A 25,173-nucleotide genomic window follows, 5' to 3' on the forward strand; every position below is an offset into this window, starting at 1 on the left:
AATGGTTTATTGTTTCGATAAAGTCGATAAAAATAGTTGTTCATACTGCTTCACAATTTGTTTCGCGTCAAAGTCTCGTGCTCGTGCATATCCTTTTTCAATAATTTGCAAACGCTCTTGTTCACTTACGGATAACACCTTAAGCATTTCTCCAGCCATTTGTTCGTCATTCCCAACGTCACATAGCGCTCCAAACTCACCGAAATTTAATACTTCTTCCGGCCCACTTTTACAATTGGTTGAGACAACAGGCGTACCTGTCGCTAGCGCTTCAGCAATCACATGACTGAACCCTTCATGCTTTGAAGACAAAACAAAGAGGTCGGCTTTTGTAAAGTAGCTGTATGGATTGCTTTGGAATCCGATGAAATGAACGCGATCTAAAACAGACAATTCTCTCGCAAGTTCCATGAGCTCTTCCTTTAAAGGTCCTTCACCCAATATGACTAAACGGCTGCTTATTTCGTTGTTCACTTTCGCAAAGGCTTTGACTAACGTGCGTTGATCTTTCTGTTCAACGAGACGGCCAGCTGTAATAATTACCTTATCATCGGTAAGAAAAAGCGCTTCATGCTCGGGGTCAATCTTCCCGTGCTCGACTTTGTCATTAATGCTATTTAAATCAACTGGATTGTAAATCACTTCAATCCGCTCTGGCTTCACCTTATAGCGGTTGACTAGATTTGCTTTTACACCCTCTGATAATGAAACGATTTGATCAGATGTTTTGTACACCATCCCGAACCCAAGCAACTGCATATTTTCACGGAGACTTCCACCTAAATTGTCTGCTTCCCGAATGACGCTTTTCACCTTAGAGAAAGAAAGCTTACTTGCGATAATCGCAATCGTATTCACCCTTGGAATCGTACTGAAAGCTACGTCGATACCCTCTTCTTTAATGATTTTTGCTAGACGCAAAATGGAACGGCTTAACCGTTTTGTATCCAACTTGATAAATTTCACATCATCTTTTAACTCTTTTTCATAAGAGCCATCAAAATTCAACGTCACAAGGTAGGGCTCAAATTTGCTACGGTCTAAATTATTGATAATATTCAACAATGTTCGAGCCGCTCCGCCACCACCCATTTGATAGATAAAAAATAAGATCTTCACTTTTTTCATTGAAACGACCGGCCTTTCTTCTATATGAAGATTTCTTGAAATAGCTGTTACTATACTTATTCTGCTCTTTGCAAACGATAGCTAATCGATTATATCATATTTCCGTTTTCGAGTACTCGTCCGAAAAGAGTTCGTCATGCCATGCGTTCACAACAAACAGTCGACTTTTCTCCTAAGAATAATCGACAAATCTCACTTTTTTCCTACGTTCCCTTCCGAAATCTGGCAAACTTCTTTATAATAGACCTATTATCATAGCTATGTTTAAAAGAAAAGAGGGTTAACATGCCTAAGAAAATTGTCATCCCTTCCCTTAGTATTATCATCCTTTTTTTTGCTGGCGTTTTGCTTCTATTCCCTTTTGAATCGAGTGGCCAAATTAAGCAACTTGAGCAGAAAGCGACGACCGCTTTTGATCAAGCGAACTTCGATGAAAGCATCTCTTATTATGAAGAAATTCTACAAGTAGATCCTCTCCATGTGAATGCTAGATTAGGCCTAGCCAAAAGCTATCACTCTATCGCAAAGCTTGAACGAGCAGAAATGACACTTCTTGAAGGGATTGAACTCTTGCCTGATGAAGCTCGCTTTTACACGCACTTGTCAGACTTGTATGTCAGTCAATCTGATATCGTTTCAACTCTATCAATTTTGAAGCAAGGCTTCGAGCAAACAAAAAGTGACGATTTTCAGGAAAAGTATGAAACGTTTCTATCGCAAATAACGATTGAAATCGAACGTCCTTTTATTCAAGTTGGACACAAGCGTGAGCTAAAGCTTGTTTGGTCCGATGAAAAAGAGCGAACACTGCCCATTGATGCAGAATGGACTGTATCCGATTCAGATATAGCCAACCTTGATCTACAAGAAAAGGAAACATGGATGTTAACAGGAGAAGCGCCTGGCAGTATGACGGTGACAGCCGCAGCTGAAGATCTGACTCGTAAGCTTGAAGTTGAGATTAAAGATCAAGTCGTTGAAGAAATGGAATGGCTAACAGCTGAAGAACCAACAGTTATGCTGAATGAAACTCTTCCAATCACTCTTCAAGCATTTGATGCTAACGGAGAGAAGATGGACATCCGGCCAAACTGGTCTGTCAAAGGAGAACGTGGACTATTATCGGAAAGCAGCCATGACAATGAGATTCTCTTCTTAGCCTCAGAAGTTGGCACGGAAACCGTTGAAGCTGAAGTGGACGGATTAGAAATTTCACTTGAAATTGAAATAGTAGATGAGAATATGCTTACCACCTATGTAACGGGAGATGGCACGGTTACTGCATTCCCAGCGAAAACTCATTATACATACGGAGAGACCATTGAATTACAGGCCGTTGCCGCACCCGGCTGGACGTTCAAACATTGGACAGGCGACCTGACAGGATCAGTTGCTTCCCAAACCATTACGCTTGAACAGCCACTATCGATCGGCGCCGTGTTTGAACGAGATTTGCCATCTTTCACACTACAAATCTCAAAAAGCGGACAAGGAACGATCGTGCAAAGCACGCTAGATAATCCGATTCAAGAAGGAGAAACCGTGACGGTCACGGCTCGTCCGGATCCTGGATATGTCTTTGAGCGTTGGACGGGAACGCTATCAAGCTCTAATGCTTCGATTACCTTTACAATGGATCAATCCATAAGTTTGCAAGCAGTATTTAAAAAGCAGGTAACAAGTTCACCACAACCTGCACAACAGGTGGAAAAACCACAACCACCACAAGGGAAGAAAGAAAGTGAAAGCGAAACGGAACAATCCAAACCCGTTCAAAAGCCAACAGAACCAGATGAAAAAGAGCCAGATGAAACACCTGAACAACCAGAAACGAAACCCGAACCAGTACCTGAGCCAAAGCCCGATCCTGATGAGGGTTCAGATGAAAGTGAATGACACTCCTAGAAAGGTGGATGGAACATTTTGAAACTTTTTTTATACGCAGGCAGTATTGTTTTATCAATTGCGATTATTATCTTCGGAAACTTTTATTACAAAGGTAAGCTCGCCTCGATTGCCGAAGAATCTGCCGCCTACTCGGCTACGATCGTAAAAGCAGATACGGAAATCTCTTCTGAAACGAGTGATGAAGATGGTGATAAAGAGGCAACAGGTCTTTTAAAAGACCTAATGAATGATCATGAACATGTGAAAATAACTGTCTTTGGATCCAATTCAAATATATTGGATGATAATTCTGACCGCTCATGGCCTTATTTAGTAGAGACACAGCTTCAAAGCTATCAAGATGCTAGTGAGATTACAACGGTAGTCATTGACGGAGAGCGCTCAACTTCGATTGAGATTCTAAACAGTGAATATCATAATGAGGTCATCGATAGCGATCCTGATCTATTGTTATTTGAACCGTTTATTTTAAACGATAACGGCAATATTCGAATAGAAGATTCCATTGATGCCCTTGATCTAATGTTACAAAGGTTGACAAGCTCACTTCCTGAGACAACGATCGTCCTTTTACCAGCCAACCCACTGCCTGGTGCTGGTTTTTACTTGAGTCAAATTGAAGCGCTCGAAACCTATGCGAAAGAACATGATTATTTATACGCGGATCACTGGACAGGTTGGCCGTCAACCGATGATTCGTCATTAGAAGATTACATCGAAAATGCTCGTCCAAATGAAGATGGCCATCAATTATGGGCGGATTCAATGGTTGAATTTTTAACAGCAGAATAGCAATGAGAGATGGTTTCTGATTAACAGAGATCATCTTTTTTTCTGCAAAAAATGGCGTCTTAGCAGGCATACTCCTTCTACTCACACCGAGCGAAAAAATTTTTTTGAATAAAAATGGATAATAATTCAATTTTATCAAATACTAAGAAAAACTAGCTGTGAGGTGTGACAGAAATGGCCAAGTTATTCTGCAAAACATATGCATTGCTCCGCTTGATTGATGATAATGATTATGTAACGGACAAGATGTTAAAGTCTCTTATTTATTTGCAAAATAACCAAAGCTTCTCGTCCTCCTGCAACTGGCTCGGTGCTTTTGTCTATCTCATTTAAGAAACTAGCGATGAGTGATGGTAAAGCCATAAGAAATATTTTGCATATTGAAGAGATTGTTAAGTCTCGCTCTTATATGTTGCCACCACTCTTTTATTTTACCCATATATTTTCCAATTGCATGTTCTTGCCATAATAAATTTCGTTCTAATCAAACCCACGCTGTTCTAAAGCAAACTCCCTTCCTTTTCACCTAAGTAAAAACTCACTATTTCAATTATTCTAAAATAACAAAAAAATAGTAATCTCTCTTTCTTCCTATTATAATAGGATAGTTGACAACGATTTCAACTGATTGATGTTAACAGACAACATGACAATATAGGAGGAGAGCGCATTTATGACATCGATTATTGAAAGCATCGTTTCTGTAGGGAACGATATTCTCTGGAGTTACTTGTTAATTGCTTTATTAATCATTGCCGGAATTTATTTCACGGTTGCATCACGTTTCGTTCAGTTCCGATACATCGGTGAAATGTTCCGACTGCTCACGGATAAAGAAACCGTGACATCTGGAAAAAAGAGTGTATCAAGTTTTCAGGCTTTTTGTATTAGTACTGCATCACGTGTCGGTACAGGAAACTTAGCTGGGGTTGCTTCTGCGATCGCACTTGGTGGACCAGGTGCTGTCTTTTGGATGTGGTTGATTGCCCTTTTAGGTTCGGCGACAGCGTTCGTAGAAAGTACACTTGCCCAAATCTACAAAGTGAAAGATGGCGAAAGCTTCCGCGGTGGTCCAGCTTACTACATGGAGAAAGCGTTAGGCGCGAGATGGCTTGGAATTATTTTTGCGATTTTAATTACATTCTGTTTTGGTCTTGTCTTCAATTCTGTTCAATCAAATACAATTTCAATGGCAATGGGTAGCGCTTTTGGCTCAGACACTTTTGTCATTGGACTTGTGATTGCTGGTTTAACGGCGATCATCATTTTTGGTGGGGTACATCGTATTGCTAAGGTTACATCGATCGTAGTTCCGATTATGGCTCTTATTTATTTACTTGTCGCTTTGATTGTGATCGTAATGAACCTTACTGCAATCCCAAGTGTGTTTGTTCTTATTTTCCAAAGTGCATTTGGAATTGAACAAGCTGTCGGTGGTGGTTTCGGTGCCGCATTAATGATGGGGATTAAACGCGGATTGTTCTCAAATGAGGCTGGTATGGGTAGTGCACCTAACGCAGCGGCAACAGCGAATGTCAGCCACCCTGCTAAACAAGGTCTTATCCAAGCATTCGGTGTATTCGTTGATACGCTCATCATTTGTAGTGCAACAGCGATGATCATTCTCGTTTCGGGCGACTTTACATCTGGAGCGGTTGGAATTGAGCTTACTCAAAACGCTCTAGCCTCACAAATTGGAGAATGGGCAAGCATCTTTGTCGCGATAGCAATCTTCTTATTTGCCTTTAGTTCCATTGTTGGGAACTACTACTACGGTGAAACAAATATTGAATTTATTAAGAAAAGCAAAACCTCTATTATGATTTATCGTTTAGCAGCAGTTGGAATGGTGTTCTTTGGTGCGATCGCTGAGTTCGCACTTGTATGGGACATGGCTGACTTTACAATGGGTCTCATGGCTCTTATGAACATTGCCGTTATTCTTTTACTTGGTAAATTTGCTTTTGCTGCACTTGATGATTACAGCAAGCAACGCAAAGCAGGTAAAAACCCAGTTTTCTATGCTGATTCTGTACCAAACTTGAAAAATGTTGAGCATTGGCAGAAGGAAGCAACAGAAGAAAAAGCGGTCAATAAGTAAAATGCAAGAAGCTTCACACTAGGAATGGCGTGTGAAGCTTCTTTTTTATTACACCTTTCTTTTTCCTCAACTCTGCGTCATGCTCTCTTTATTTTTCATATATTTTAGATAATTTTCTGTTAGCTTTTCTGCAATAGCGGTGCTACGATCAAGGAAACTTACTAACACATTATATTTTTATTCCGATGCGGTTAGGATAAAGAGGAAGAACTGTACGATTCTAAAAACAAGAACCTTACATATCTATACAACCTGTATAGTGATTTTATAATGAAAGTAGGCCACAATATGAATCAATCTAATTGGTTACCTCAATTAAAAAGCCTCGTACCAAAAGATGCTTACGGGTTTACATCCGTTATGTATACGATCGCGCTTGAAGCATGGAAAAGAGGATTAACGGTTAAATTTTACAAAACTTATTCTAAAGGCAAAGTAAGAATTCGTTACGCTATTTCTAGTGAAGGAACGGAGCAAACATTCCAATATTCATTGGCAGACAGCATTCCAAAAGAAGCTAGAAAGATTACGAAAAATAAAGAAACGACGAAAGAGTATTTACTAAAAGCTAACGTCCCAACACCAAAAGGAAGAAGCTTTGGTCCTGAGAGTGACATTCCTGAAATGGTTGAGTTTTCAAAGACGCTTACGTATCCTTTAGTCATTAAGCCTACAAGTTCAAGCTTAGGAAAAGGTGTTACAACAGGCATTATGACGGAGGAAGAGCTTTCTACACACTTGACGTACTTACGAAAAGACAAGGGGTATGAGAATATCATTGTCGAAGAAGAAGCAACGGGAGAAGATACACGTGTGTTCGTCGTCGGTTATCAAGTCGTTAGTGCTTATAAGCGGATTCCAGCTAATGTTACAGGAGATGGTAAACATTCCATCGCGGAATTAATTGAAGTGAAAAATAATGCGAGACTAGAAAATCCACATGCAAGTGATTATCAAATTAAAATCAATGACGATATCACGACGTTTCTTTCAAAGTCGAACTACTCACTCGATTCTGTACCTGCTGAAGGCGAGCGAGTATTCTTAAGCGACAGTACGTTACACTCTTTGGCTGCCGAAACCGTTGATGTTACCGATCAGTTAACAGAAGAGAGCAAACAAGTCGCGGTTAACGCTGCAAAAGCATTACCAGGACTCTCATGTTGCGGAATAGACATTATGATTGATAATGAACGAGGAACGAACTACGTACTCGAGCTTAATTCTAGACCGAATATTGGTGGTGGCCTCTTCCCTGTTCACGGCATGCAAAGAGATATACCAAAAGCGTTAATTGATTACTTTTTTCCTGAAACAGCTTCACACGAACATAGCAAGGAAAGCCACCAGTTCTATTATGATTATAAACGAATTGCTGACACCCTCTACACAGGGATTGCAGAAGAAATCATCCTTCCTGCGATTCCGAAACAACAGCCCGTTTGTAAGAAGATTGTGATAGCGAGAAAGGTTAGCAGCAACATCTTAAGCAACAAAATTTACAAAAAGGCCATTGGCCTGAAAATCAATGGCTATGTAAGAACGTTAAAAAACAAAAACTTGTTAATTGTCGCTGCTGGCGACCAAGATAAGATAGAAATGTTCCTTGAAGCCTTGCCGGAACTAAGTTCAAAACAGTTAGATATGAAAGTAGAAGAATGGGAGAAGCCCGTGATGATTGGCTTTAGGGTGAAATCTTCGAACAGTCGAAAAACAACGAAATCAACGGTTCAGCCGATCCCTCTCGAAACAGAGTTAATCCAACAACGAGATCAAGCGATTGACCAATTAAAACGAATAGAGGAAAGCAAAAGTTGGAAGTATACAATGCCCATTCGAAAATTGGTTAAAAAAGTTCGCGGTAAAGCAAATTAACTGAAGTGATAAAAAAGGATGTCTCTTAGGCTCTTGCCGATTGAGACATCCTTTTTTGATATCCCACTAGCTCTTCCCCATTTTTAAGGTTTTAGGACAATCCTCCCACCTCATAATGTAGTACAAAGCACAAGCATCTATTGAATCGGGGGCGCTAACATGAAATTTAAGAACAGACAGCAGCCTATTCAGCTCTTTATGATCTTTGGAGTTTTTCTCGTTGTAATTGCTCTTCTTTTCGCTTTTTTCCCTACCAATTCCGGTGTTCAAGTCATTAAGACATTTTATAAGCATGAACAGAAGCAAGAATTTTGGAATTCGTATGAACTGTTTCATCCCTTTATGAAAGAGCGATTTACTCGTAATCGTTATATTGATCAGCGCAGTCATATATTTGTTAGTCACTTTGGTGTTGAAACGTATGAACTAGAGTTTGGACGGTCAAAAAAAGTGAAGAATTGGAAGATGACACAAGATCATGAACCGATTGAAGAGGTGTTTAAAGTACCTGTAACCAAAACATATGAAAGTGATTACGGACGTTTTACAATCCAGCAAGATGTCTTCGCAGCTAAAGAAGATGGAAATTGGTATGTATTATGGGATTACAAGTATTAGAAAAACAAACAAAAGAGCTAGGGATGTCCCTAACTCTTTTTCTCTTTCTTTATTCAAGCTCCATGTGTGTTCTAAGCTCTGATCGCACACGTGCTAATTCTTCATCTGGAATTTGTAAGTAATAAATCCCATTAATCGTTGTATTGTTTCCTTTAATCTCCATTTGATCGACATGATGACGAGCATCTCGATAGTTGGATTGAATTCTCCACATGTGATCAAGCGTCATGTCTGTACGAACAGAGTTTCCAACAGCATCAAGAACACTACCCGCTTTTGTAATTGTGCCAAAATGCGCCGCTTCTTGAATAACCGCTTCAACAATTTGACGTTGGCGATCATTTCGACCGAAGTCTCCTCTTGGATCTTGCTTTCTCATTCTTGCATAGGCAAGAGCCTCGTCACCATTTAAATAGATTTCTCCTTCCGCAAACGAAAAACCATCTTGCGAAAACGCAAAAGCATTGTCTACTTTCACCCCGCCTACTGCATCTACAAGGTTCTTCATGCCTTCCATATTGATACTAATATAGTGATCAATCGGAATATCTAAGAAGTTTGACACAGTGTCCGCTGTCATTTGCACACCGCCGAACGCGTAAGCATGATTGATTTTGTCTTGAGTACCTCTGCCAATGATCTCTGTTCTCGTGTCACGTGGAATGCTCAGCATTTTAATCGAGCGTTCATTTGGATTCACTGTCATTACAATAATTGTATCAGAACGTCCCGCATGCTCATCCCCTGTTGAATCAACCCCGGCTAATAAAAACGAGATCGGTTCTTGATCATTCAAATCGATATCACGAGTTGGTATAAATGGTTCATGAATTTCTTTTGCTGTATCTGTTACTGATTTATATAAATAAACTCCGTATGCGAAAACCGTTAAGAAGATAACCCCAATTACTAAACCTAACGTAATAAAAACCTTCTTCTTATTCATCTCTTGCCTCATCTCTTATAAATTTATATATTTCTAAAGTATTATATTTCACATTTCTCATTCAGACAAGAAGATCTTTCAGGGAGAACGTTGTGAAATATTGGATTGTGATCAGGATGAAATAACTAGTGTCGTTTGATCGTTGTATGAAACAGAAGTAGGAATTGTTAGAAATGTCGAATTACTGGAAGGAATCCCCTCTTCTTTGTCTAATAACTAGGTAACAATAGAAGGAGGCTTTACATCATGATGAAAAAATTACTACTGTCATCAACATTAAGTTTACTACTTGCTGTGACAATCGTACTTTTCCCTAACCAAACGTCTGCAGCAACCGTTCTCCAGCTAGAAGACGAGGGATCAGCAGTTGTTGAATTACAGCAACAATTGATTGCATTAGGGTATTTGCCAACAAGTGCAACGGGATATTATGGAGATTATACGAAAGAAGCTGTTCGCCAATTACAGCGTGACTTCAACTTATTTCAAGACGGAGTGGCTGGGCCACAAACATGGGCTAAACTTCGTGACATTGAAAAAATCGCAAAGATAGTCCATGGAGAAGCGAGAGGCGAATCTTATGAAGGACAAGTTGCTGTCGCTGCAGTTGTCAAAAACAGACTCCAATCGCCACACTTCCCTTCAACCGTTGAAGGAGTGATTTATCAACGAAATGCTTTTACAGCTGTACAAGATGGGCAATATGATCTTACTCCAACATACATATCTTACCGCGCAGTAAAAGACGCTTGGAAAGGCTGGGACCCAAGCCAAGGCGCAACATACTATTACAATCCACATATCGCAACATCCGAGTGGATCTTTGCAAACACGACACCGAAATTCAGCATTGGAAAGCACTTGTTTGCTGACTAAGTACATAGTTTCTAGAACAAATTGAAATCGCATTGGATAAGCCAATGCGATTTTTTTCTGTTTTATTTAGTTGAGCTTTTTTTCGGTTGTTCCATATGCCTTTTGGGAGGAGGTTGAGGGATCATTTCTTTTCTGTTTGAGCTTGGTTTCTCCTTTTGATGCTTCTATTGGACAGATTCCTCTCTTTTTGGGGCTCGACTGTCCTTTAGCGCCCTCCTATTGGACAGATCCTCTCCTCTTTTGGCTCGGACTGTCCTTTAGAGCCCTCCTATTGGACAGATCCTCTCCCCTTTTGGCTCGGACTGTCCTTTAGAGCCCTCCTATTGGACAACTCCCGCTCTTTTTAGCTCGATTTTGTCCTTTAGCGCCCTCCTATTGGACAGATTCTCTCCTCTTTTGGCTCGGACTGTCCTTTAGCGCCCTCCTATTGGACAACTCCCGCTCTTTTTAGCTTAATTTTGTCCTTTAGCTCCCTTAATACAAGTGAACTACATCCCTCCTGTCACCGGAATCGACTCGCCCGTAATGGCACCTGCTCCTTCAGAAGCTAAGAACACAGCCGTTTTACCGATTTCAGATGGTTCAAGTAGACGTTTGATCCATTGTTTGCCGAGGATATGTTGGTCTAATGCTTCTTGTTCAGTCGTACCATCCTTTTCAGCTAATACGGGTATTTGTTTTTCAATTAGCTCCGTGCGTACAGGCCCTGGTTCGATTGTGTTACAAGTGATTCCTTCCGTAGCATTCTCTAATGCGACCACTTTCGTAAAGCCTGTTTGTCCTGCTTTAGCCGCACAGTAAGCGGATTTGTAGGCATCTGGAATACGCCCGTGCGCAGATACAATGTTGATAATCCGACCATACTTTTGAGCTTTCATAGAAGGCAATGAGTGTTTCGTCATTAAGAAGGTCCCTTTTAAAATAACGTCATTTAATAAATCCCATTTTTCTACTGGAAAGTCTTCTACTTTTGAGATGTACTGCAAACCAGCATTATTGACAACAACGTCTACAGACCCACGTTCCGTAATGACTGAATCAATCGCTGATTTCACCGACTGTTCATCGGCTACGTTTACATGATACCCTTTCGCGTTTCCTAACTGTTCAGCTGCTACAATCGCTGCTTCTTCGTTTAAATCAAAGATGGCTACGAAATCACCATTAGCGATGAATTCTTGCGCAATCGCATACCCGATTCCTTGAGCTGCTCCTGTGATAATAACTGTGCGTTCTTGATTCATTTAATAGTCCTCCCATCTTCATACGTTAAAATTTGTATGTATCGAGCTTAATTAAGTGAGTCATCCCCACTTAATCAAATTCGACTAATCCTCTGCTTATTCCTTGAAAATGGAGGTTTTTTCCCTCCTTTAAAAAAATGCTGCACTTTCACTATCACCAATCCTTCTCAAAAACCAGGTACCATAAAAATCCATTACGTATATTTAAGAGAAAATTGACAAATAGTACTAGCGAATCAAAAAAGGAGGGACTCTAAAATGGAAGCGAAACGAGCACAAGAAATTTCCTCATCACAAACGACTATTCCTGTTATGTGTAATGGCCAACAAGTGTATATTGAGCATGTCGATCAAGACAAAGGCTTAGCAACCGTTCACCCAATGAACGATCCATCGCAAAAGCAAAGCGTATCTGTGGATAGCTTGACAGAAGGCTAAACTGTAAACAGAGGCTGCCCCCTATTCATTCCAAATTAGGGGCAAGCCTCCTTCTTAGAAAACTCACCGAAAGCTGCTTACATAAATGACGCGAATTCCGCTCAACCTATATATGAACGAACCATTTTACGCCTCGTGTGAACAGAGAACACTCAGGCATTAAATAAAGGGGAGCGATCAACGATGAGCAAACGTTCAAAATCAAAGCGCAACATGATTAAAAGCAAAGATGCTGTGCAACCGAGCACTGGCGAAGAGCGTATCACCATTTCTAAAGTAAGCAGAGAATTAGAAGATAGCAAAGAATAGTGCTATGAGAGGTTGTCACAAAAGGTCATCCAAACGACCAATTGGACAGCCTTCTATTTCTGTTTAGCTTTCCTTCCCTCCTCCATAGTTCAAAAGATTCATTCATCCATACATCTCGAGTCGAACAAATTACCCATTTTATGTTAAAATAAGTATTAATGTCAACATAATAAAGAGGGATATTCGTGGGATATAAAGGTCGAGTTTTTTCCATTGGGGTTGTTATTTTATTTAATGTCATGCGTTATTTTTATTATCATTCCTATTACGGTTTACCCTTTGAAGCAAATTTCTTTATTTTAACAACGGTTTTCCTCTTCGTTGCATGGTGGACCGGGAAGCAATACGATAAAGCGAAGTATTACTCTGAGAAAGATCCTTTAACCGATACATACAACCGTCGAACGATTAACAGACGCTTTCAGAAACCAACGACACGTGATAAGAAGATGATTCTTGTCATGATTGACCTCGATAACTTCAAAGAAATTAATGATACACATGGTCATCAAGCAGGTGATGATTTATTAGTTGAGATCGCCCAATTGTTAAAAAGGCTCTCATCGGGTCGTGATGATTGTATCGCTAGATGGGGCGGCGATGAATTTTTGTTACTCGTTGGAAATCCAGATCAGAACTTTAAATCGACATTTACCCATTCACTATTAGCTGAACTGCAAAATATAAAAGCGTTAGAATACACATCATTCGGTGCCTCGATTGGCTTTGCCACATTTCCAGACGATGGTCAAACGCTCGAACAATTGATTCAAAAAGCAGATAGCGAGATGTATAAAATGAAAGAAAGCAAACCGGTTCAACGTACGAGTCGTTAGACTTTGTCGAGGAAAACGCTATCATCACGGACAAACTTCGAGTTACTTCTCATTTCAACTTTGCTATTGTTAACGGAATGAGGTGATGAGATGTATTTTGAACATTTACTAGACATAGTCCTAGGCGAAAGAAAAATACTCGATATTATCGATTGTTCCATTTGTGGATTTGAAGAAATTTATTATCAACACCCAATCACACACATACAAGTAGGCCGCGCCTGCTCTCATTGCAATTTTGTGCAAAAATTTGATTTCGATCACGAGGTAAAAAGTGAATAATGTATTTTAGGATGGCACAAGGTCAACAGGCTCATGTGTCATCTTTTTATTTGCATCCCCCCTTTTAGCTACAAGTAACGCAAAAAAGAGAGCACTATGAGCACTCTCTTTTAGTCCATAATATTTCTAGCAATCTACTGTCCAGATAGGCGCAATCCAATTATGGCACTTCCTATATACGTACCACTGGATCATCTTTATTAAAGGTGATGAGAATAAATCAGCTTACAACTAAAGGCACAACCTCTCCTTCGTTGACGTTGATTAAACCGAAGTCGGTAATCTTTAACGCCGGGCTGACCGGTAGGGAGAGCGTGCTAATCGACATGATCGAATTGTAATGTTTGTAGCCAAGATCAGCCAGCGTTCGGCGGAGTTCTTCAACTTGCTGCGCTAACAATTCAAGCGGTTCCTCTGATAAAATACCTCCGACAGGCAACTTTAACATTTGCAAAACTTTTCCTTCTGAAACGACACATATTCCGCCTTGATTCTTAATAACTGCATTGGCCGCAATCTCCATATCTCGTCCGTTTTGACCGAGCACGAGCAGGTTATGATTATCATGCGAATACGTTGTCGCAATGGCTCCATTTTTAATAATGTCCCCGCCAATTAACCCATGGGCACGATTACCATTTTTTCCATACCGTTCAAAAGTAGCAATTAAACCATACTGACTTTGTTCCCAATTTACCTTTTGCTTGTTCACTTCCATTTCAGCAATGATTTCCTTTGTGAACGTCGATCCGTCCTGAACGACCATAACACGGCATGGATAGTACCCATCAGCTTTATCAGTCATGATCATGAAATCTTCTTTGCAAAGGGATGAGAGTTTCACACTTTCATAGAACGATGCCGGGAATTGTTTCGGTGTAACTTCTTGTTTGTAAGCGGACCGAGCATCGTACACTTCTTTGCCATTTTTAAATACTTGCTCAATTTTAAACGTATCTAACTCACTTAATAGCAAGAAGTCCGCCACTTTTCCGGGACCGATCACACCTCGGTCTAGCATTTTCATTCTCCGTGAAGGTGTGTACGTACAAGCATAAATCGCTTGTTCTGCGCTCATTCCCATTTGAATCGCTTTTTTCGCAATGTGGTTTAAGTGTCCTCGCCTTTGTAGCGAGTCCGTCATGACATCATCTGTAATAAAGCAATAATGTTCAGCAACATCATGTTCTATCAAGTAATCAATCACTTCTTGTGACATCGATTTTTCTTGTATTTCGATAAACATTCCAGCAGCAATTCGTGCTTCCATCCCTTCAATTGTTTGATGGGTATGATCGGAGTCGACTCCTTTATAGATCATCTTGTGTAGATCTAAATCTAACAACTTCGGAACATGACCTTCAATTGTTAGTTGTGGATATTGTTCACGAATGTGATTCAGGATTTGATTTGTTTTACAAGTTGGATCACTTATTACATCAACATAATTCATGATCTCGCCGAGGCAAATGATCTCACCAGTTTGCAACAATTTATCAATATCCTCAATCTCAATTGCGCCCCCAGTCGTTTCAAGCGACGTAGCTGGAACAGAACTAGGAATCGCATAGAACATATCGACAACGCAATCACGACTTGCCTTCATCATTTCGGTCACACCTTTTATCCCGAAAACGTTTGCCATCTCATGAGGCTCAGGGACAATCGTTGTCACTCCATTTTGTATAAGGCCAAACGAAAACGTTTCAGGTGTAACCATTGTACTTTCAATATGCAAATGAATATCAATTAGGCCCGGTACCATATACTTCCCTGTGCCGTCGATCACCTTACAAGCGTCAAATGTTTCTGCTCCGCGCTTGCCAATGTATAGAAACTTTCCATCAATCACAGCGACGTTTTCCGTTGTAAACCTTTTATAATAACTATTAAAAACTTGGACATTTTCAATTAGAATATCCAATTTCATCTAATCACTCCTATGCTACTGAACTAAGACGAGTTTTTCTTTTGGGAATGTTAAAAGCACACTGTGTCCGATATGATAAGGGTTCTCCGTTTCCTCGTTTACAGTGAACGTTCCTATCTTCGTCTCAACATCGTATTGATAGCTTCTGCCTAGGAACGTACAAACTCGAACGGTCCCTTCTAAGCTATTTAGACTCTCCACCTGTTCTTCTAAAGCTTGGATTTCAATATTATCTGGACGAATCGCTCCAATCAGACCCGTTTGATCAACACCCTCAGGAATTCTTTCCACAAGGAAAGAATGACCGTCTAGCGACAGAGCGATTTCTTCTTTCTGGTCGTTACGGCTCTCAAAGTGGATGAAGTTTTTAAATCCGATAAAATCAGCAACGAATTTCGTTTTAGGAAATTTATAAATCGTCGCAGGATCATCTAATTGCTCAATCAGTCCTTTATTCATAATCGCGACTTGATCAGAAATCGAAAAGCACTCCTCCTGATCATGGGATACATAGACCGTAGTAATTCCAAGCTCTTGCTGAATTCTTCTAATTTCCACACGCATATTGACCCTCAAATTTGCGTCGAGGTTACTAAGAGGCTCATCAAATAACAATAAGTCTGGTTCAATAATTAACGCACGGGCAATCGCCACCCTCTGCCTTTGTCCACCTGACAGTTCTTGAGGAAAGCGTTTCTCAAATCCGCTCAAATTTACGACTTCAAGCATTTCAGCGACTCTTTTGTCAATCTCTCCCTTGGACATTTTTCGTAAACGTAATCCAAACGCAACATTTTCATAAACTGATAAATGTGGAAAGAGCGCATAGTTTTGAAAAACAAAACCAAAATTTCGTTTATTCACAGGTACTTTTGTGTAGTCCTTATCTTGAAAAAGAAACTTTCCCGCTCTCGCTTCCAAAAAGCCAGCTATCAAACGGAGTGTCGTCGTTTTCCCACACCCACTTGGACCGAGCAAAGAAATGAGTTGTCCTTTTTCAATATTAAGGTTGAAATCTTTTAGTATATCTTGTTTTTGATAGGCAACTGTAACGTTATTCAAGCTGAGCAATGCCATAAATCATGCCTCCGTTATCGTTTTGTAAAGTAAGATAAGCCTAATAACCGTTCAATTAAAAACATTAAAATAGCTGTTAAAATCATAAGTAGAACAGAAATAGAGGCAATCGTCGGATCAAAATAATATTGAACGTACGTTAACATTTGAATCGGTAACGTACTAATTCCTGGACCTGTCATAAACACCGAAATATCAACGTTATTAAAAGATTCCAAGAATGCAATAATGACAGCAGCAATGATCCCTGTTTTTATATTCGGCAATACGACTTTAAAAAAGGTTTCGAGTCTTCCTGCCCCAAGGCTTAACGCGGCTTCTTCAATGGAAAAATCAAAGTTAGATAAGCTTGAAGAAATGACGCGAATCACAAATGGAAGCATAATAATCGTGTGACCAATAAATAACCCCGCATAAATAGGAAGCTGGTATGTTACGATAATGTATTTAAGCAATGTAAAACCAAGCACAATTCCAGGAATTAATATCGGCGATAAAAATACTGCATTAACGATCTCCTTCCCGCGAAAGTCCGCACGACTTAACGCATAGGCTGCTGGAATCCCTAGTACTAGAGCAAGTAAATTACCAGCAAGTGAAACGAGAATCGAAATTTTAAATGTCTCTAAAAACATTTGTACTTCAAAAATATTGAGATACCATTTAAATGAAAATCCTTCTGGAGGGAATTTCAACACATTCCCAGGTTCAAAAGAAGTAACCGAAATGATAACTAGAGGCCCTAATAAAAATGTGAAAACGAAAAGCGTAAACAGGGCCAGTATTTTATTTTTCTCCTGCATACACTTTCTACCCCTTTGGATTCAGCTTTTTAGCTGCTTTATTCATTAATGTAATGATGGCAAATGTCACGACAATCATGATCGTCGCAATAATCGACGCTAAATACCAATCATTCAATGTGATGGCATTTTGATATAAAAACGTTGAAATGACTCGTTGTTTCCCACCTAGTAGAGCAGGAGTTGTATATGCGGTAAAGCTACCGACAAATACTAAAATACTTCCAATCATAAGCCCTGGTACACAGAGCGGCAAAACAACCTTCCGAAATGCTTCGACCTTTGACGCCCCTAAACTTTCCGCTGCCCTAAGCAAATCGTGATCGATATTTTCTAGCACACCGACTAACGTAATAATAATTAGTGGCAAAAACAGATGAATCAAACCAATCATCACAGCAGTCGGACTATACAAAATCTCAAGCGGCTCCTGTCGTAAGCCGATTGATAATAAAATATTGTTTAACAAGCCATTTTTACCCAAAATCACCATCCAGCTGAACGACCTTACAACCGGACTTGTCAATAATGGGAAAATGGTTAATAACAACAGAATGACTTTTTTTCGCGGACCTAATTTAGATATATAATAGGCAGCTGGAAATCCTAAGATAATACAAGCAACCGTTGTGACTAAACTAACTTGTAATGTCGTAAATAGAATACTCCGAAAATAATCATCGGTAAAAAATTGCAAGTAGCCCTGGAATGAGAAGCCCCCTTCTGGAACGAAGGTTGAGCCAATCGTTAAAGCAATAGGAATAATCATAAAAATTGTTAAAAATAATAGACCGGGTAAAATAAGCAAATAAAGAGTTCTTTTTTTCATTGTAAAAACCTCTGTTCTTGGTTTGCCTTAAGCTTATTGGAAGCCGCCGCTATAAAGCAGCGGCCTTCTTTAAGCGTTTAATGTTTCAATAAAAAGGTTCAAAAACGCTTCTGAATCTACATCTACACACACTTGGACATTCGCTTTCTTTTGCAAGCGGTTTTGAAAGTCACAAACCGTCTGTCCGTCACATAGCTCACTATTTGCTTCAACATCAACATAATAAGCATTCGTTTCAACAATTTGTTTGTTTAATGCTACACCCACAGCCAATGGGTCATGGAGCGCACACGCCATCACACCGTTTCGTTCAAAGTAGCGTTTCGTATAGTCCGCCGTACTCGCTTGAACATACTCTCTCAGCTTTGGATCCAAAATCCTATCGACATGCGCAGCATTTAATAGAGCTTTTCTAGTGACATCTAATCCGACTAACGTTAACCTAGGAATTCCTGCTTTCATGACGGCTTTTGCCGCTTCTGGATCGACGTACATGTTGTACTCAGCCGTTGGCGTCACATTGCCAACCCCTTTTACTACACCACCCATGAAAATGACTTCTTTCACCTCATTAACGAGCTTCGGATATCTTTCAATTGCTAATGCAAGATTGGTTAGCGGACCTGTCATAACGAGTGTGACTTCGTTAGGGTAGGCCTGCACTTGCTCAATAATAAAATCGGGAGCAAAGCCTTCAGTCACTTCTTTTGTCACCTTCATATTTAGAAGCGCACCGCCTAATCCATCATTCCCATGGATCCTATGTTCAAAGAACGCCTCTCGCTTCAGCGGTTGATCGGCACCTTTAATAACAGGGATTTCTCGATCTACCTGTAGAAGCTCGAGGATTTTACATGTATTAGTCGTCGCGGTTTCTAGTGACACATTGCCGTTTGTAGTCGTAATTCCTAGTATGTCAAACTGACGACTTTTCACAGCGAGAATAATGCCTAAAGCATCATCGACACCTGTATCGACATCAAGGATTAGCTTCCTATTAGTCATCACGCTCCCCCTCTCTTACTTCGTGAGTTCACGATTCCAGCGATCAATCCAAGTATCATTGTTTTCATTAACAAATTCCATATCGAGTAAAATTAAGCTTTCTACTACATCAGCACCATATGTTAATCCAGCTGCTTCTTCCTCTGTTAAATCAAGCGTTGTATTAACTGGAGAATCAATTTTAGAAATAGCCGCTGCCTCTTGAACTTCCTTGCTTAAATGCCAGTTGATGAACTTCTCAGCTAACTCTTTATTCTCAGTCCCCTTGACAATATTGACTGTATTTATAACCGCATATCCTCCTTCTTCAGGAGAAACAAATTTTGCCTCTTCTACAGAATCTTGCACTTGCGAGAAAAACATTTCCATAATCGGACCTGCAGCTATTTCTCCTTGGACAAACATATTAACGAATTCAGACGTTCCCCCGTACTCTGTCACGACGTTCGGATTCAACTCTACCAACTTTTCAAAGGCTGCATCTTCATTAAATGTTGGCTCACCAGCTACTCTTGAAGCGACATCTAAGAACATTGGACCAGATGTTGTCGTAATTCCTGGAATCGTAATATTTCTAGCTAATTCTGAATTCCACAAATCAGCCCATGAGCTAATCTCAAGATCAGTTGCTGCTGGATTGTAAGCAATCCCAAACTGAGCAACCGTATAAGCCGGTCCATACTCTGCTCCAAGCGGCGCTTTTGCCATTTCATATATTTCATCAATATTAGGGATATTTGAGTGATCGATCGTTTCAAACAAACCTGCTTCAATTCCTTGCTGTGCATAATAATCAGATAAATAAATGACATCTACTTTTGAACTTCCTTGCTCAATGCGACTTAAACGCTCGGCATTGTTCCCTGTATCTAGAACAATTTTGACATTGTGCTCTTCTTCAAACGGCGCATATACTTCACTTCGGAAAAAGTCCTCTGCAAATCCCCATGTAGAAACGACTAATTCCGTCGGAGCTTCTTCACTTGCTGAGTTGCTTCCCCCACAAGCAGTTAATCCTAAAAGAAAACCAACCAATCCTAAACTCAACATTACTTTTTTCATCATTTTCCCTCCTGAATACTTAAGAATAATATCTGTTCGATATGTGTCAGTGATACATACGAACAATGTTTTATAAAAAGAAAAAGATGACTCTAAATAGAATGATCAAAAAAATCACCCTATAGAATCATCTTTTCTCTGTAAACAAAGATAAGAGGTATCCACATCTAAACATAATGGTTTTCTTTTCAGAATCGATCCAAAAAGAAACTCCCTCTATTTAATTAACTAAAACAATATTGGTAAACGCACGCTGCGTTGCTCCGTCGTAATCACGCAACACCGCTTCTATCGGCAAATTCAATTCTTGTTCTAACTTTTCTTTTAATTTCCTTTTATACAGTAATGACAATTTGAAATCAACTTCCAACTTCAAGCCAGGGTCTTCTCCCTCCAGAGCGGCTGAGCGCGGTGAACGGCGATGTTTAGCTTGAAAGGTGATGATATTTTGGTCAATGGACACCTTTAATAAAGTTGTCCCAGAACCAAACAATTCCTTTGACACCTCATTATAAATATGGGCAAGTACCTTCTTATTTTGACTAGTATCAATTTGGATTATAGCAATCACCCACCAAACAAAATGTTAAGTTAAGGTTATTATACAAAAGAAGAACTAGATAATCAATAGCATCGTTCGGATTTTTTGATATTATTTCAAGTTTCCAACTCAATCTGTCAGGTTTTTTAACAAAATACGTAAATTAAATTTAATTCACCCAAAAATTATCGGGATTTGCGCTTTTCACAGAATATTTTTACGTATTCAAGTTAGTGAAACCACCAAAAAGGGCCAGCTCCATTTCTAAAGTTGCTATAACGGACATCTTTTCGTTTGCCTTACATATATTTGATATGGCCAGTCCAATTACTACTAAAAGGAGATCTACGATGCTTTTCAAAATGATGCCTGGTTTAGAACGACTTATCCAGTACAACAAAACACATTTCTTTCGCGATCTGACAGCGGGAATCATCGTGGCGGTCCTCTTTATTCCTCAAAGTATGGCTTATGCGACCGTTGCTGGAGTTCCGCTAGTCATTGGTCTTTATGCTGCGACTTTGCCGCTAATCGTCTATGCCCTTTTCGGCAGCTCTAAGCATTTATCCGTCGGTCCTGTTTCAATCGTTTCTCTATTAGCTTTTTCTGGGATCGCTAGTATTGCTCAACCGAACTCCGCAGATTTCCTTGAATTGATTTTGCTTCTTGGCTTTATGGTTGGGGTCATTCATTTGCTTTTGGGCCTTCTTAAAACAGGATTTATTTTTAATTATATTTCTCCTACTGTCATCACAGGCTTCATCTCTGCTTGTGCGATCATCATCGCTCTAAATCAAGTGAAGTCGCTGCTTGGTATTTCATTGCCGCCATATCACGATGTCTTCAGCTACACGGTGACAATCATTCACGAAGCAGCGACAGCCCACCCGGATACGGTTCTACTCGGTGTCGGTAGTCTCATTTTCTTACTTATGTTCAAAAAAGTGAACCCTATCCTCGGACCACTATTCGTCATTGTCCTTTCGATTCTGATCGTTCCGCGGTTTGGATTTGACGAGCGCGGCGTCGAACTTGTCGGTGTTATTCCTAGTGGGCTGCCTCAGTTTCAGCTCCACATTCCAAACGTTGAAACAATTCAATTGTTGCTTCCTCTTGCCCTTATGATTGCCTTTATCTCCTTTCTTGAATCGTTCGCAGTCGCTAAAACGATTGCCGCAAAAGAAAAGGATACGATCAGACCAAATCAAGAGCTTGTCGGACTCGGACTTGCGAACATTTCTAGTTCGTTTGTCGGGGCAATTCCAGTAGCAGGAGCTCTTTCACGAACAGCGGTTAATTACGAATCCGGTGCAAAAACAAACCTATCTCTACTAATTACAGCAGGCTTCGTTTTAGTAACCTTGCTGTATCTCACTCCACTCTTTTATTATTTACCAAAAGCAACACTTGCGGCGATTATCATCCTTGCCGTCTCAAGCTTAATCCAACTAAAGCATGTTCCAACACTCTTTCGACATTCACCGCTAGATGCGATAATCTTACTCTCTACCTTTCTCGCAACTTTAGTAGTTGATATTTTCATAGGCTTGTTGACGGGCATTTTCATTTCCATCGTATTCGCTGCGATTCGTCGGATGTTTTTGCAACATGCGTGAGGGGGGGCTAGCCCTACTCACTTGCGAGCATCTGTGCAGCTATCTCTTGCATGTCTTTTAAGCCTGAGACTTGAGCGTATTCAGCAACGGTGATTCCACTTGTTGTGAGCAGTTCAACAATATGTTCAGCCATTCTTGGCCATGTTCTCCCCCCAGCATTGTCATAAGCATCGAGTACCTTTTTCAACCCTTCGTCTCCAAACAGCAAATGATGAGACATGAAATCAACAGACACATCAGCTATCCCTACTTCGGTCCAATCAATAAAACCCGTTACCAAATTGTTTTGATCGATTAAAATATGACCTGGATGTAGGTCTCCGTGTTTTACCCCTACATGAGTTGGCCAAAAAGAGTCTTCCGCTAACCATGCTTGCCATCGTTCCCATAAAATTGGGTTAACATCGTATTGCTCCTTCACCCGTTCCATTCGTTGCTTCATCGATGCTCTTAGTTCAGTAGCCCCAACCATTTCAACACCAATATTTTCAAATTCTCGTTTAGGCAGTGCATGTAATTCGGCTATCGCTTTTCCTAATGACTGATGAAATTTAACTGGTACATTGGTTTCATCAAAACTCCATATATAGCCTTGTTGCTCAACATCAATAGTTGCAGCAGGAACACCCTTTAGTTGCTTATAAGCGATTATTTCGTCTGAAAAGATTGACCAATCGGGAACTTGGAAGTTTACATGGTGCTGAATGATCTCTAACGCTTTTTTCTCTTGTATGGCATGTCTCATCGATTCTCGTCTACGCGGAAGCCTTAGGATCCATTTATCACCGTTATAGTCATTGGCATGTGCTACTCGAAAGTCAACACCAGACTCATTGATTTTAATTGTCTCTTCTAAAATATCTAGTCCATTTCTACTTGCTAATTGTGTTACGTTACGTGTATTCATATCAATTCCTCCAATTGTTTCTATTTTGAGCAATGTCATCATAAAAAAACCACAGACGGCTTCTGTCTGTGGTTAGAGTAAACGAGAAATTACAAATAGATGTCCCTTTTAATAAAAAGACAGACGAAAAAAAGACAGATGTATACCTGCCTTCTTCACGTAAAAAAGTGTACTTCTCCGTTGAAGATTATTAAAAATGTGCAGACTACTCCCGTTTACTCTGTTTTATGAAAACAGAGCCTTTGAACATATTAAGTTACTTCTTGTTCAAAGTTTCGTGGCGTAATCTTCCTGCATGCATCATTTTTAATAACCCTCCTTTCAATAATGTATGAAAACTATACTATATTACGAAGCAAAGATCAACAGCGGCTATCTACCAAGCTGCAACCTCACCATCTGTACGAGGTTCCGTCCCTCCGCATAGAACTCCAGTCTCATTATTTCGCCAAATAATCTGACCGCGCCCAAAACCTCCTTCATCTAGGCTTTTCACGATCTTATGCCCTTTCCGCTGCAATCCTTTAGCAAGATGATCAGGAAAATGGGATTCGACTACAACGGTTTTCTCCTTTGTCCACAACCACCGTGGTGCGTCTAGCGCAGCTTGTGGATTCAAATGAAAATCAATCGTATTCATAATGACTTGAACATGCCCTTGTGGTTGCATGAAACCTCCCATAACTCCAAATGGACCTACAGCTTGCCCGTCTTTCGTTAAGAAGCCAGGTATGATTGTGTGAAACGTTTTCTTACCTGGAACAAGGTAATTGTCATGTTTTGGGTCAAGTGAGAAGTTATGTCCGCGGTTTTGCAAGGAAATCCCTGTTCCTGGAACAACGATCCCTGAACCAAATCCCATATAGTTACTTTGAATGAACGACACCATATTGCCTTCTTGGTCGGCTGTGCAAAGATAGACCGTTCCTCCTTTTGGTGGCTCACCAGGTTCAGGAGTCAATGCTTCCTCTCCGATTAAGGCACGGCGACTTGTCGCATACTCTTCAGACAAAAGATCATCCACAGAAACCGACATTTCTTTTTCTTCTGTGATGTATTTCAGTCCGTCTGAAAAAGCGAGTTTCATTGCTTCTATTTGCTTATGGTATGTGTCTACTTCATCCTTAGCATTGAACTCAAAGCCTTTCAAAATAGAAAGAGCTTGTAGCGCAATTAAGCCTTGGCCGTTCGGTGGAATTTCCCAAACATCATAGCCACGATAGTTAACACGAATTGGCTCGACCCACTCTGGTTCGTAAGCTTCCAAATCACTTTTGCGAATGTAACCGCCATATTTTCTCGAGAACGCATCGATTTGTTCTGCCAGCTCTCCTTTATAAAAAGCCGCTCCCTTTGTTTCTGCTAGTTGACGAAGCGTGTTAGCGTGACCCTTTGAAGCCCAAATATCACCAGCCTCTGGTGGTTTACCACCTGGAGCAAATGTGTCAAACCAAGCAGAAAATTCCTCGCTCTTGCCGACCTTTTCAAAAACCTCAAATCCCCGCTTCCAATACTTCGCCAATGTTGGAGACACTGGAAATCCATTTTCAGCGTAGTCAATCGCCGGAGCCAACACTTGCGTTAATGGCAATTTCCCATATTTTTTAGAGAGCTCAGCCCAAGCTCCAGGTGCACCAGGTACGGTTACGGGAGTTAAGCCAAACTTAGGGAACTCCTTCTCATGGCCAGCTGTTTTCATTGCTTCAGGCGTTAATGCCATTGGCGCCTGACCACTTGCATTTAGCCCATGAAGCTCGCCTTTTATCCAAACGAGTGCAAAAGCATCAGAGCCAATTCCATTTGACGTTGGTTCTACTACCGTTAAACAAGCAGCCGTTGCAATCGCTGCATCAATCGCATTTCCACCTTCTCGAAGAATTTGCAAACCAGCTTGTGCAGCAAGTGGTTGGGACGTAGCAACCATCCCTCTATTTCCATACACGACATTTCGCTTAGAATGGTATGGGTAATAATGTGAATCGATTTTGTTCATCGTTTTCCCTACCTTTCGAATAAAAAAGTCTCTTATTGCTTCCCTTTTATATTAAAA

The 25,173-nt window shown here is 40.3% G+C and carries 23 protein-coding genes; 11 read left to right on the top strand and 12 right to left on the bottom strand.

The features are described from left to right. Positions 1 to 6 precede the first annotated feature (6 nt). On the bottom strand, positions 7 to 1,128 hold the full coding sequence (locus tag BkAM31D_RS19725; RefSeq protein ID WP_066158253.1) for a glycosyltransferase: 1,122 nt from the start codon (positions 1,126 to 1,128) through the stop codon (positions 7 to 9). Between the two features lie 285 nt (positions 1,129 to 1,413). Here BkAM31D_RS19725 and BkAM31D_RS19730 point away from each other — a divergent pair, with 285 nt between their 5' ends. The 6 genes from BkAM31D_RS19730 to BkAM31D_RS19750 all read left to right on the top strand — a co-directional run bounded on the left by BkAM31D_RS19730 (position 1,414) and on the right by BkAM31D_RS19750 (position 8,422). After that, complete coding sequence (locus tag BkAM31D_RS19730; RefSeq protein WP_066158254.1) at positions 1,414 to 3,024, top strand: InlB B-repeat-containing protein; 1,611 nt, start codon at positions 1,414 to 1,416, stop codon at positions 3,022 to 3,024. Between the two features lie 27 nt (positions 3,025 to 3,051). After that, positions 3,052 to 3,828: an SGNH/GDSL hydrolase family protein gene (locus BkAM31D_RS19735; RefSeq protein WP_066158256.1), complete on the top strand. Its 777-nt coding sequence runs from the start codon at positions 3,052 to 3,054 to the stop codon at positions 3,826 to 3,828. A gap of 174 nt (positions 3,829 to 4,002) precedes the next feature. Next, on the top strand, positions 4,003 to 4,161 hold the full coding sequence (locus BkAM31D_RS23750) for a hypothetical protein (RefSeq protein WP_157076884.1): 159 nt from the start codon (positions 4,003 to 4,005) through the stop codon (positions 4,159 to 4,161). Positions 4,162 to 4,501: 340 nt separating this feature from the next. Continuing rightward, positions 4,502 to 5,929: an alanine/glycine:cation symporter family protein gene (locus tag BkAM31D_RS19740; protein WP_066158258.1), complete on the top strand. Its 1,428-nt coding sequence runs from the start codon at positions 4,502 to 4,504 to the stop codon at positions 5,927 to 5,929. 288 nt (positions 5,930 to 6,217) lie between these two features. Beyond that, positions 6,218 to 7,804, top strand: a complete 1,587-nt coding sequence (locus BkAM31D_RS19745) for an ATP-binding protein (RefSeq protein WP_066158260.1) — start codon at positions 6,218 to 6,220, stop codon at positions 7,802 to 7,804. A gap of 159 nt (positions 7,805 to 7,963) precedes the next feature. After that, positions 7,964 to 8,422, top strand: a complete 459-nt coding sequence (locus BkAM31D_RS19750) for a hypothetical protein (protein ID WP_066158262.1) — start codon at positions 7,964 to 7,966, stop codon at positions 8,420 to 8,422. A 49-nt stretch (positions 8,423 to 8,471) separates the two neighbouring features. On the opposite strand, the gene BkAM31D_RS19755 is transcribed toward BkAM31D_RS19750, so the two are convergent. Next, positions 8,472 to 9,368 (bottom strand): LCP family glycopolymer transferase, encoded by an 897-nt coding sequence (locus BkAM31D_RS19755; protein ID WP_276565222.1) that lies wholly within the window; start codon positions 9,366 to 9,368, stop codon positions 8,472 to 8,474. A gap of 246 nt (positions 9,369 to 9,614) precedes the next feature. Between BkAM31D_RS19755 and BkAM31D_RS19760 the strand changes: the two genes are divergently transcribed. Next, positions 9,615 to 10,244, top strand: a complete 630-nt coding sequence (locus BkAM31D_RS19760; protein WP_306807416.1) for a cell wall hydrolase — start codon at positions 9,615 to 9,617, stop codon at positions 10,242 to 10,244. A 488-nt stretch (positions 10,245 to 10,732) separates the two neighbouring features. Here the strand turns inward: BkAM31D_RS19760 and BkAM31D_RS19765 are convergent, their stop codons facing one another. Then, positions 10,733 to 11,488: a 3-hydroxybutyrate dehydrogenase gene (locus BkAM31D_RS19765; RefSeq protein ID WP_066158267.1), complete on the bottom strand. Its 756-nt coding sequence runs from the start codon at positions 11,486 to 11,488 to the stop codon at positions 10,733 to 10,735. Positions 11,489 to 11,746: 258 nt separating this feature from the next. Between BkAM31D_RS19765 and BkAM31D_RS19770 the strand changes: the two genes are divergently transcribed. The 3 genes from BkAM31D_RS19770 (at position 11,747) to BkAM31D_RS19775 (ending at position 13,071) form a co-directional block, all read left to right on the top strand. Next, positions 11,747 to 11,926: an H-type small acid-soluble spore protein gene (locus tag BkAM31D_RS19770; RefSeq protein WP_066158269.1), complete on the top strand. Its 180-nt coding sequence runs from the start codon at positions 11,747 to 11,749 to the stop codon at positions 11,924 to 11,926. Positions 11,927 to 12,109: 183 nt separating this feature from the next. Further along, positions 12,110 to 12,235: a hypothetical protein gene (locus tag BkAM31D_RS24550; protein WP_257391603.1), complete on the top strand. Its 126-nt coding sequence runs from the start codon at positions 12,110 to 12,112 to the stop codon at positions 12,233 to 12,235. 185 nt (positions 12,236 to 12,420) lie between these two features. Next, positions 12,421 to 13,071: a GGDEF domain-containing protein gene (locus BkAM31D_RS19775; protein ID WP_066158271.1), complete on the top strand. Its 651-nt coding sequence runs from the start codon at positions 12,421 to 12,423 to the stop codon at positions 13,069 to 13,071. A gap of 502 nt (positions 13,072 to 13,573) precedes the next feature. On the opposite strand, the gene BkAM31D_RS19785 is transcribed toward BkAM31D_RS19775, so the two are convergent. The 7 genes from BkAM31D_RS19785 to BkAM31D_RS19815 all read right to left on the bottom strand — a co-directional run bounded on the left by BkAM31D_RS19785 (position 13,574) and on the right by BkAM31D_RS19815 (position 20,621). Beyond that, the gene (locus tag BkAM31D_RS19785) at positions 13,574 to 15,283 is read right to left on the bottom strand and encodes an adenine deaminase C-terminal domain-containing protein (protein WP_066158273.1); all 1,710 of its coding nucleotides are present in this window, start codon (positions 15,281 to 15,283) and stop codon (positions 13,574 to 13,576) included. Positions 15,284 to 15,298: 15 nt separating this feature from the next. Next, the gene (locus BkAM31D_RS19790; RefSeq protein ID WP_066158275.1) at positions 15,299 to 16,360 is read right to left on the bottom strand and encodes an ABC transporter ATP-binding protein; all 1,062 of its coding nucleotides are present in this window, start codon (positions 16,358 to 16,360) and stop codon (positions 15,299 to 15,301) included. A gap of 14 nt (positions 16,361 to 16,374) precedes the next feature. After that, positions 16,375 to 17,163 carry an ABC transporter permease gene (locus BkAM31D_RS19795; protein WP_066158277.1) on the bottom strand — a complete coding sequence of 263 codons (789 nt, stop codon included), beginning with the start codon at positions 17,161 to 17,163 and terminating at the stop codon, positions 16,375 to 16,377. A gap of 7 nt (positions 17,164 to 17,170) precedes the next feature. Continuing rightward, complete coding sequence (locus BkAM31D_RS19800; RefSeq protein ID WP_066158279.1) at positions 17,171 to 17,992, bottom strand: ABC transporter permease; 822 nt, start codon at positions 17,990 to 17,992, stop codon at positions 17,171 to 17,173. A gap of 69 nt (positions 17,993 to 18,061) precedes the next feature. After that, positions 18,062 to 18,997 carry a nucleoside hydrolase gene (locus tag BkAM31D_RS19805; protein WP_066158282.1) on the bottom strand — a complete coding sequence of 312 codons (936 nt, stop codon included), beginning with the start codon at positions 18,995 to 18,997 and terminating at the stop codon, positions 18,062 to 18,064. Positions 18,998 to 19,012: 15 nt separating this feature from the next. After that, complete coding sequence (locus BkAM31D_RS19810; RefSeq protein WP_066158283.1) at positions 19,013 to 20,059, bottom strand: ABC transporter substrate-binding protein; 1,047 nt, start codon at positions 20,057 to 20,059, stop codon at positions 19,013 to 19,015. A 220-nt stretch (positions 20,060 to 20,279) separates the two neighbouring features. Next, positions 20,280 to 20,621, bottom strand: a complete 342-nt coding sequence (locus BkAM31D_RS19815) for a hypothetical protein (protein ID WP_066158336.1) — start codon at positions 20,619 to 20,621, stop codon at positions 20,280 to 20,282. Between the two features lie 329 nt (positions 20,622 to 20,950). Between BkAM31D_RS19815 and BkAM31D_RS19820 the strand changes: the two genes are divergently transcribed. After that, positions 20,951 to 22,216 carry a SulP family inorganic anion transporter gene (locus BkAM31D_RS19820; protein ID WP_066158285.1) on the top strand — a complete coding sequence of 422 codons (1,266 nt, stop codon included), beginning with the start codon at positions 20,951 to 20,953 and terminating at the stop codon, positions 22,214 to 22,216. A 13-nt stretch (positions 22,217 to 22,229) separates the two neighbouring features. Here BkAM31D_RS19820 and BkAM31D_RS19825 read toward each other — a convergent pair whose 3' ends face one another. After that, positions 22,230 to 23,123: a macrolide 2'-phosphotransferase gene (locus BkAM31D_RS19825; protein WP_066158289.1), complete on the bottom strand. Its 894-nt coding sequence runs from the start codon at positions 23,121 to 23,123 to the stop codon at positions 22,230 to 22,232. Between the two features lie 376 nt (positions 23,124 to 23,499). After that, complete coding sequence (locus BkAM31D_RS19830) at positions 23,500 to 25,116, bottom strand: gamma-glutamyltransferase family protein (protein ID WP_066158292.1); 1,617 nt, start codon at positions 25,114 to 25,116, stop codon at positions 23,500 to 23,502. Between the last annotated feature and the right edge of the window lie 57 nt (positions 25,117 to 25,173).

It is taken from the genome of Halalkalibacter krulwichiae (assembly GCF_002109385.1).
GTDB lineage: Bacteria > Bacillota > Bacilli > Bacillales > Bacillaceae_D > Halalkalibacter > Halalkalibacter krulwichiae.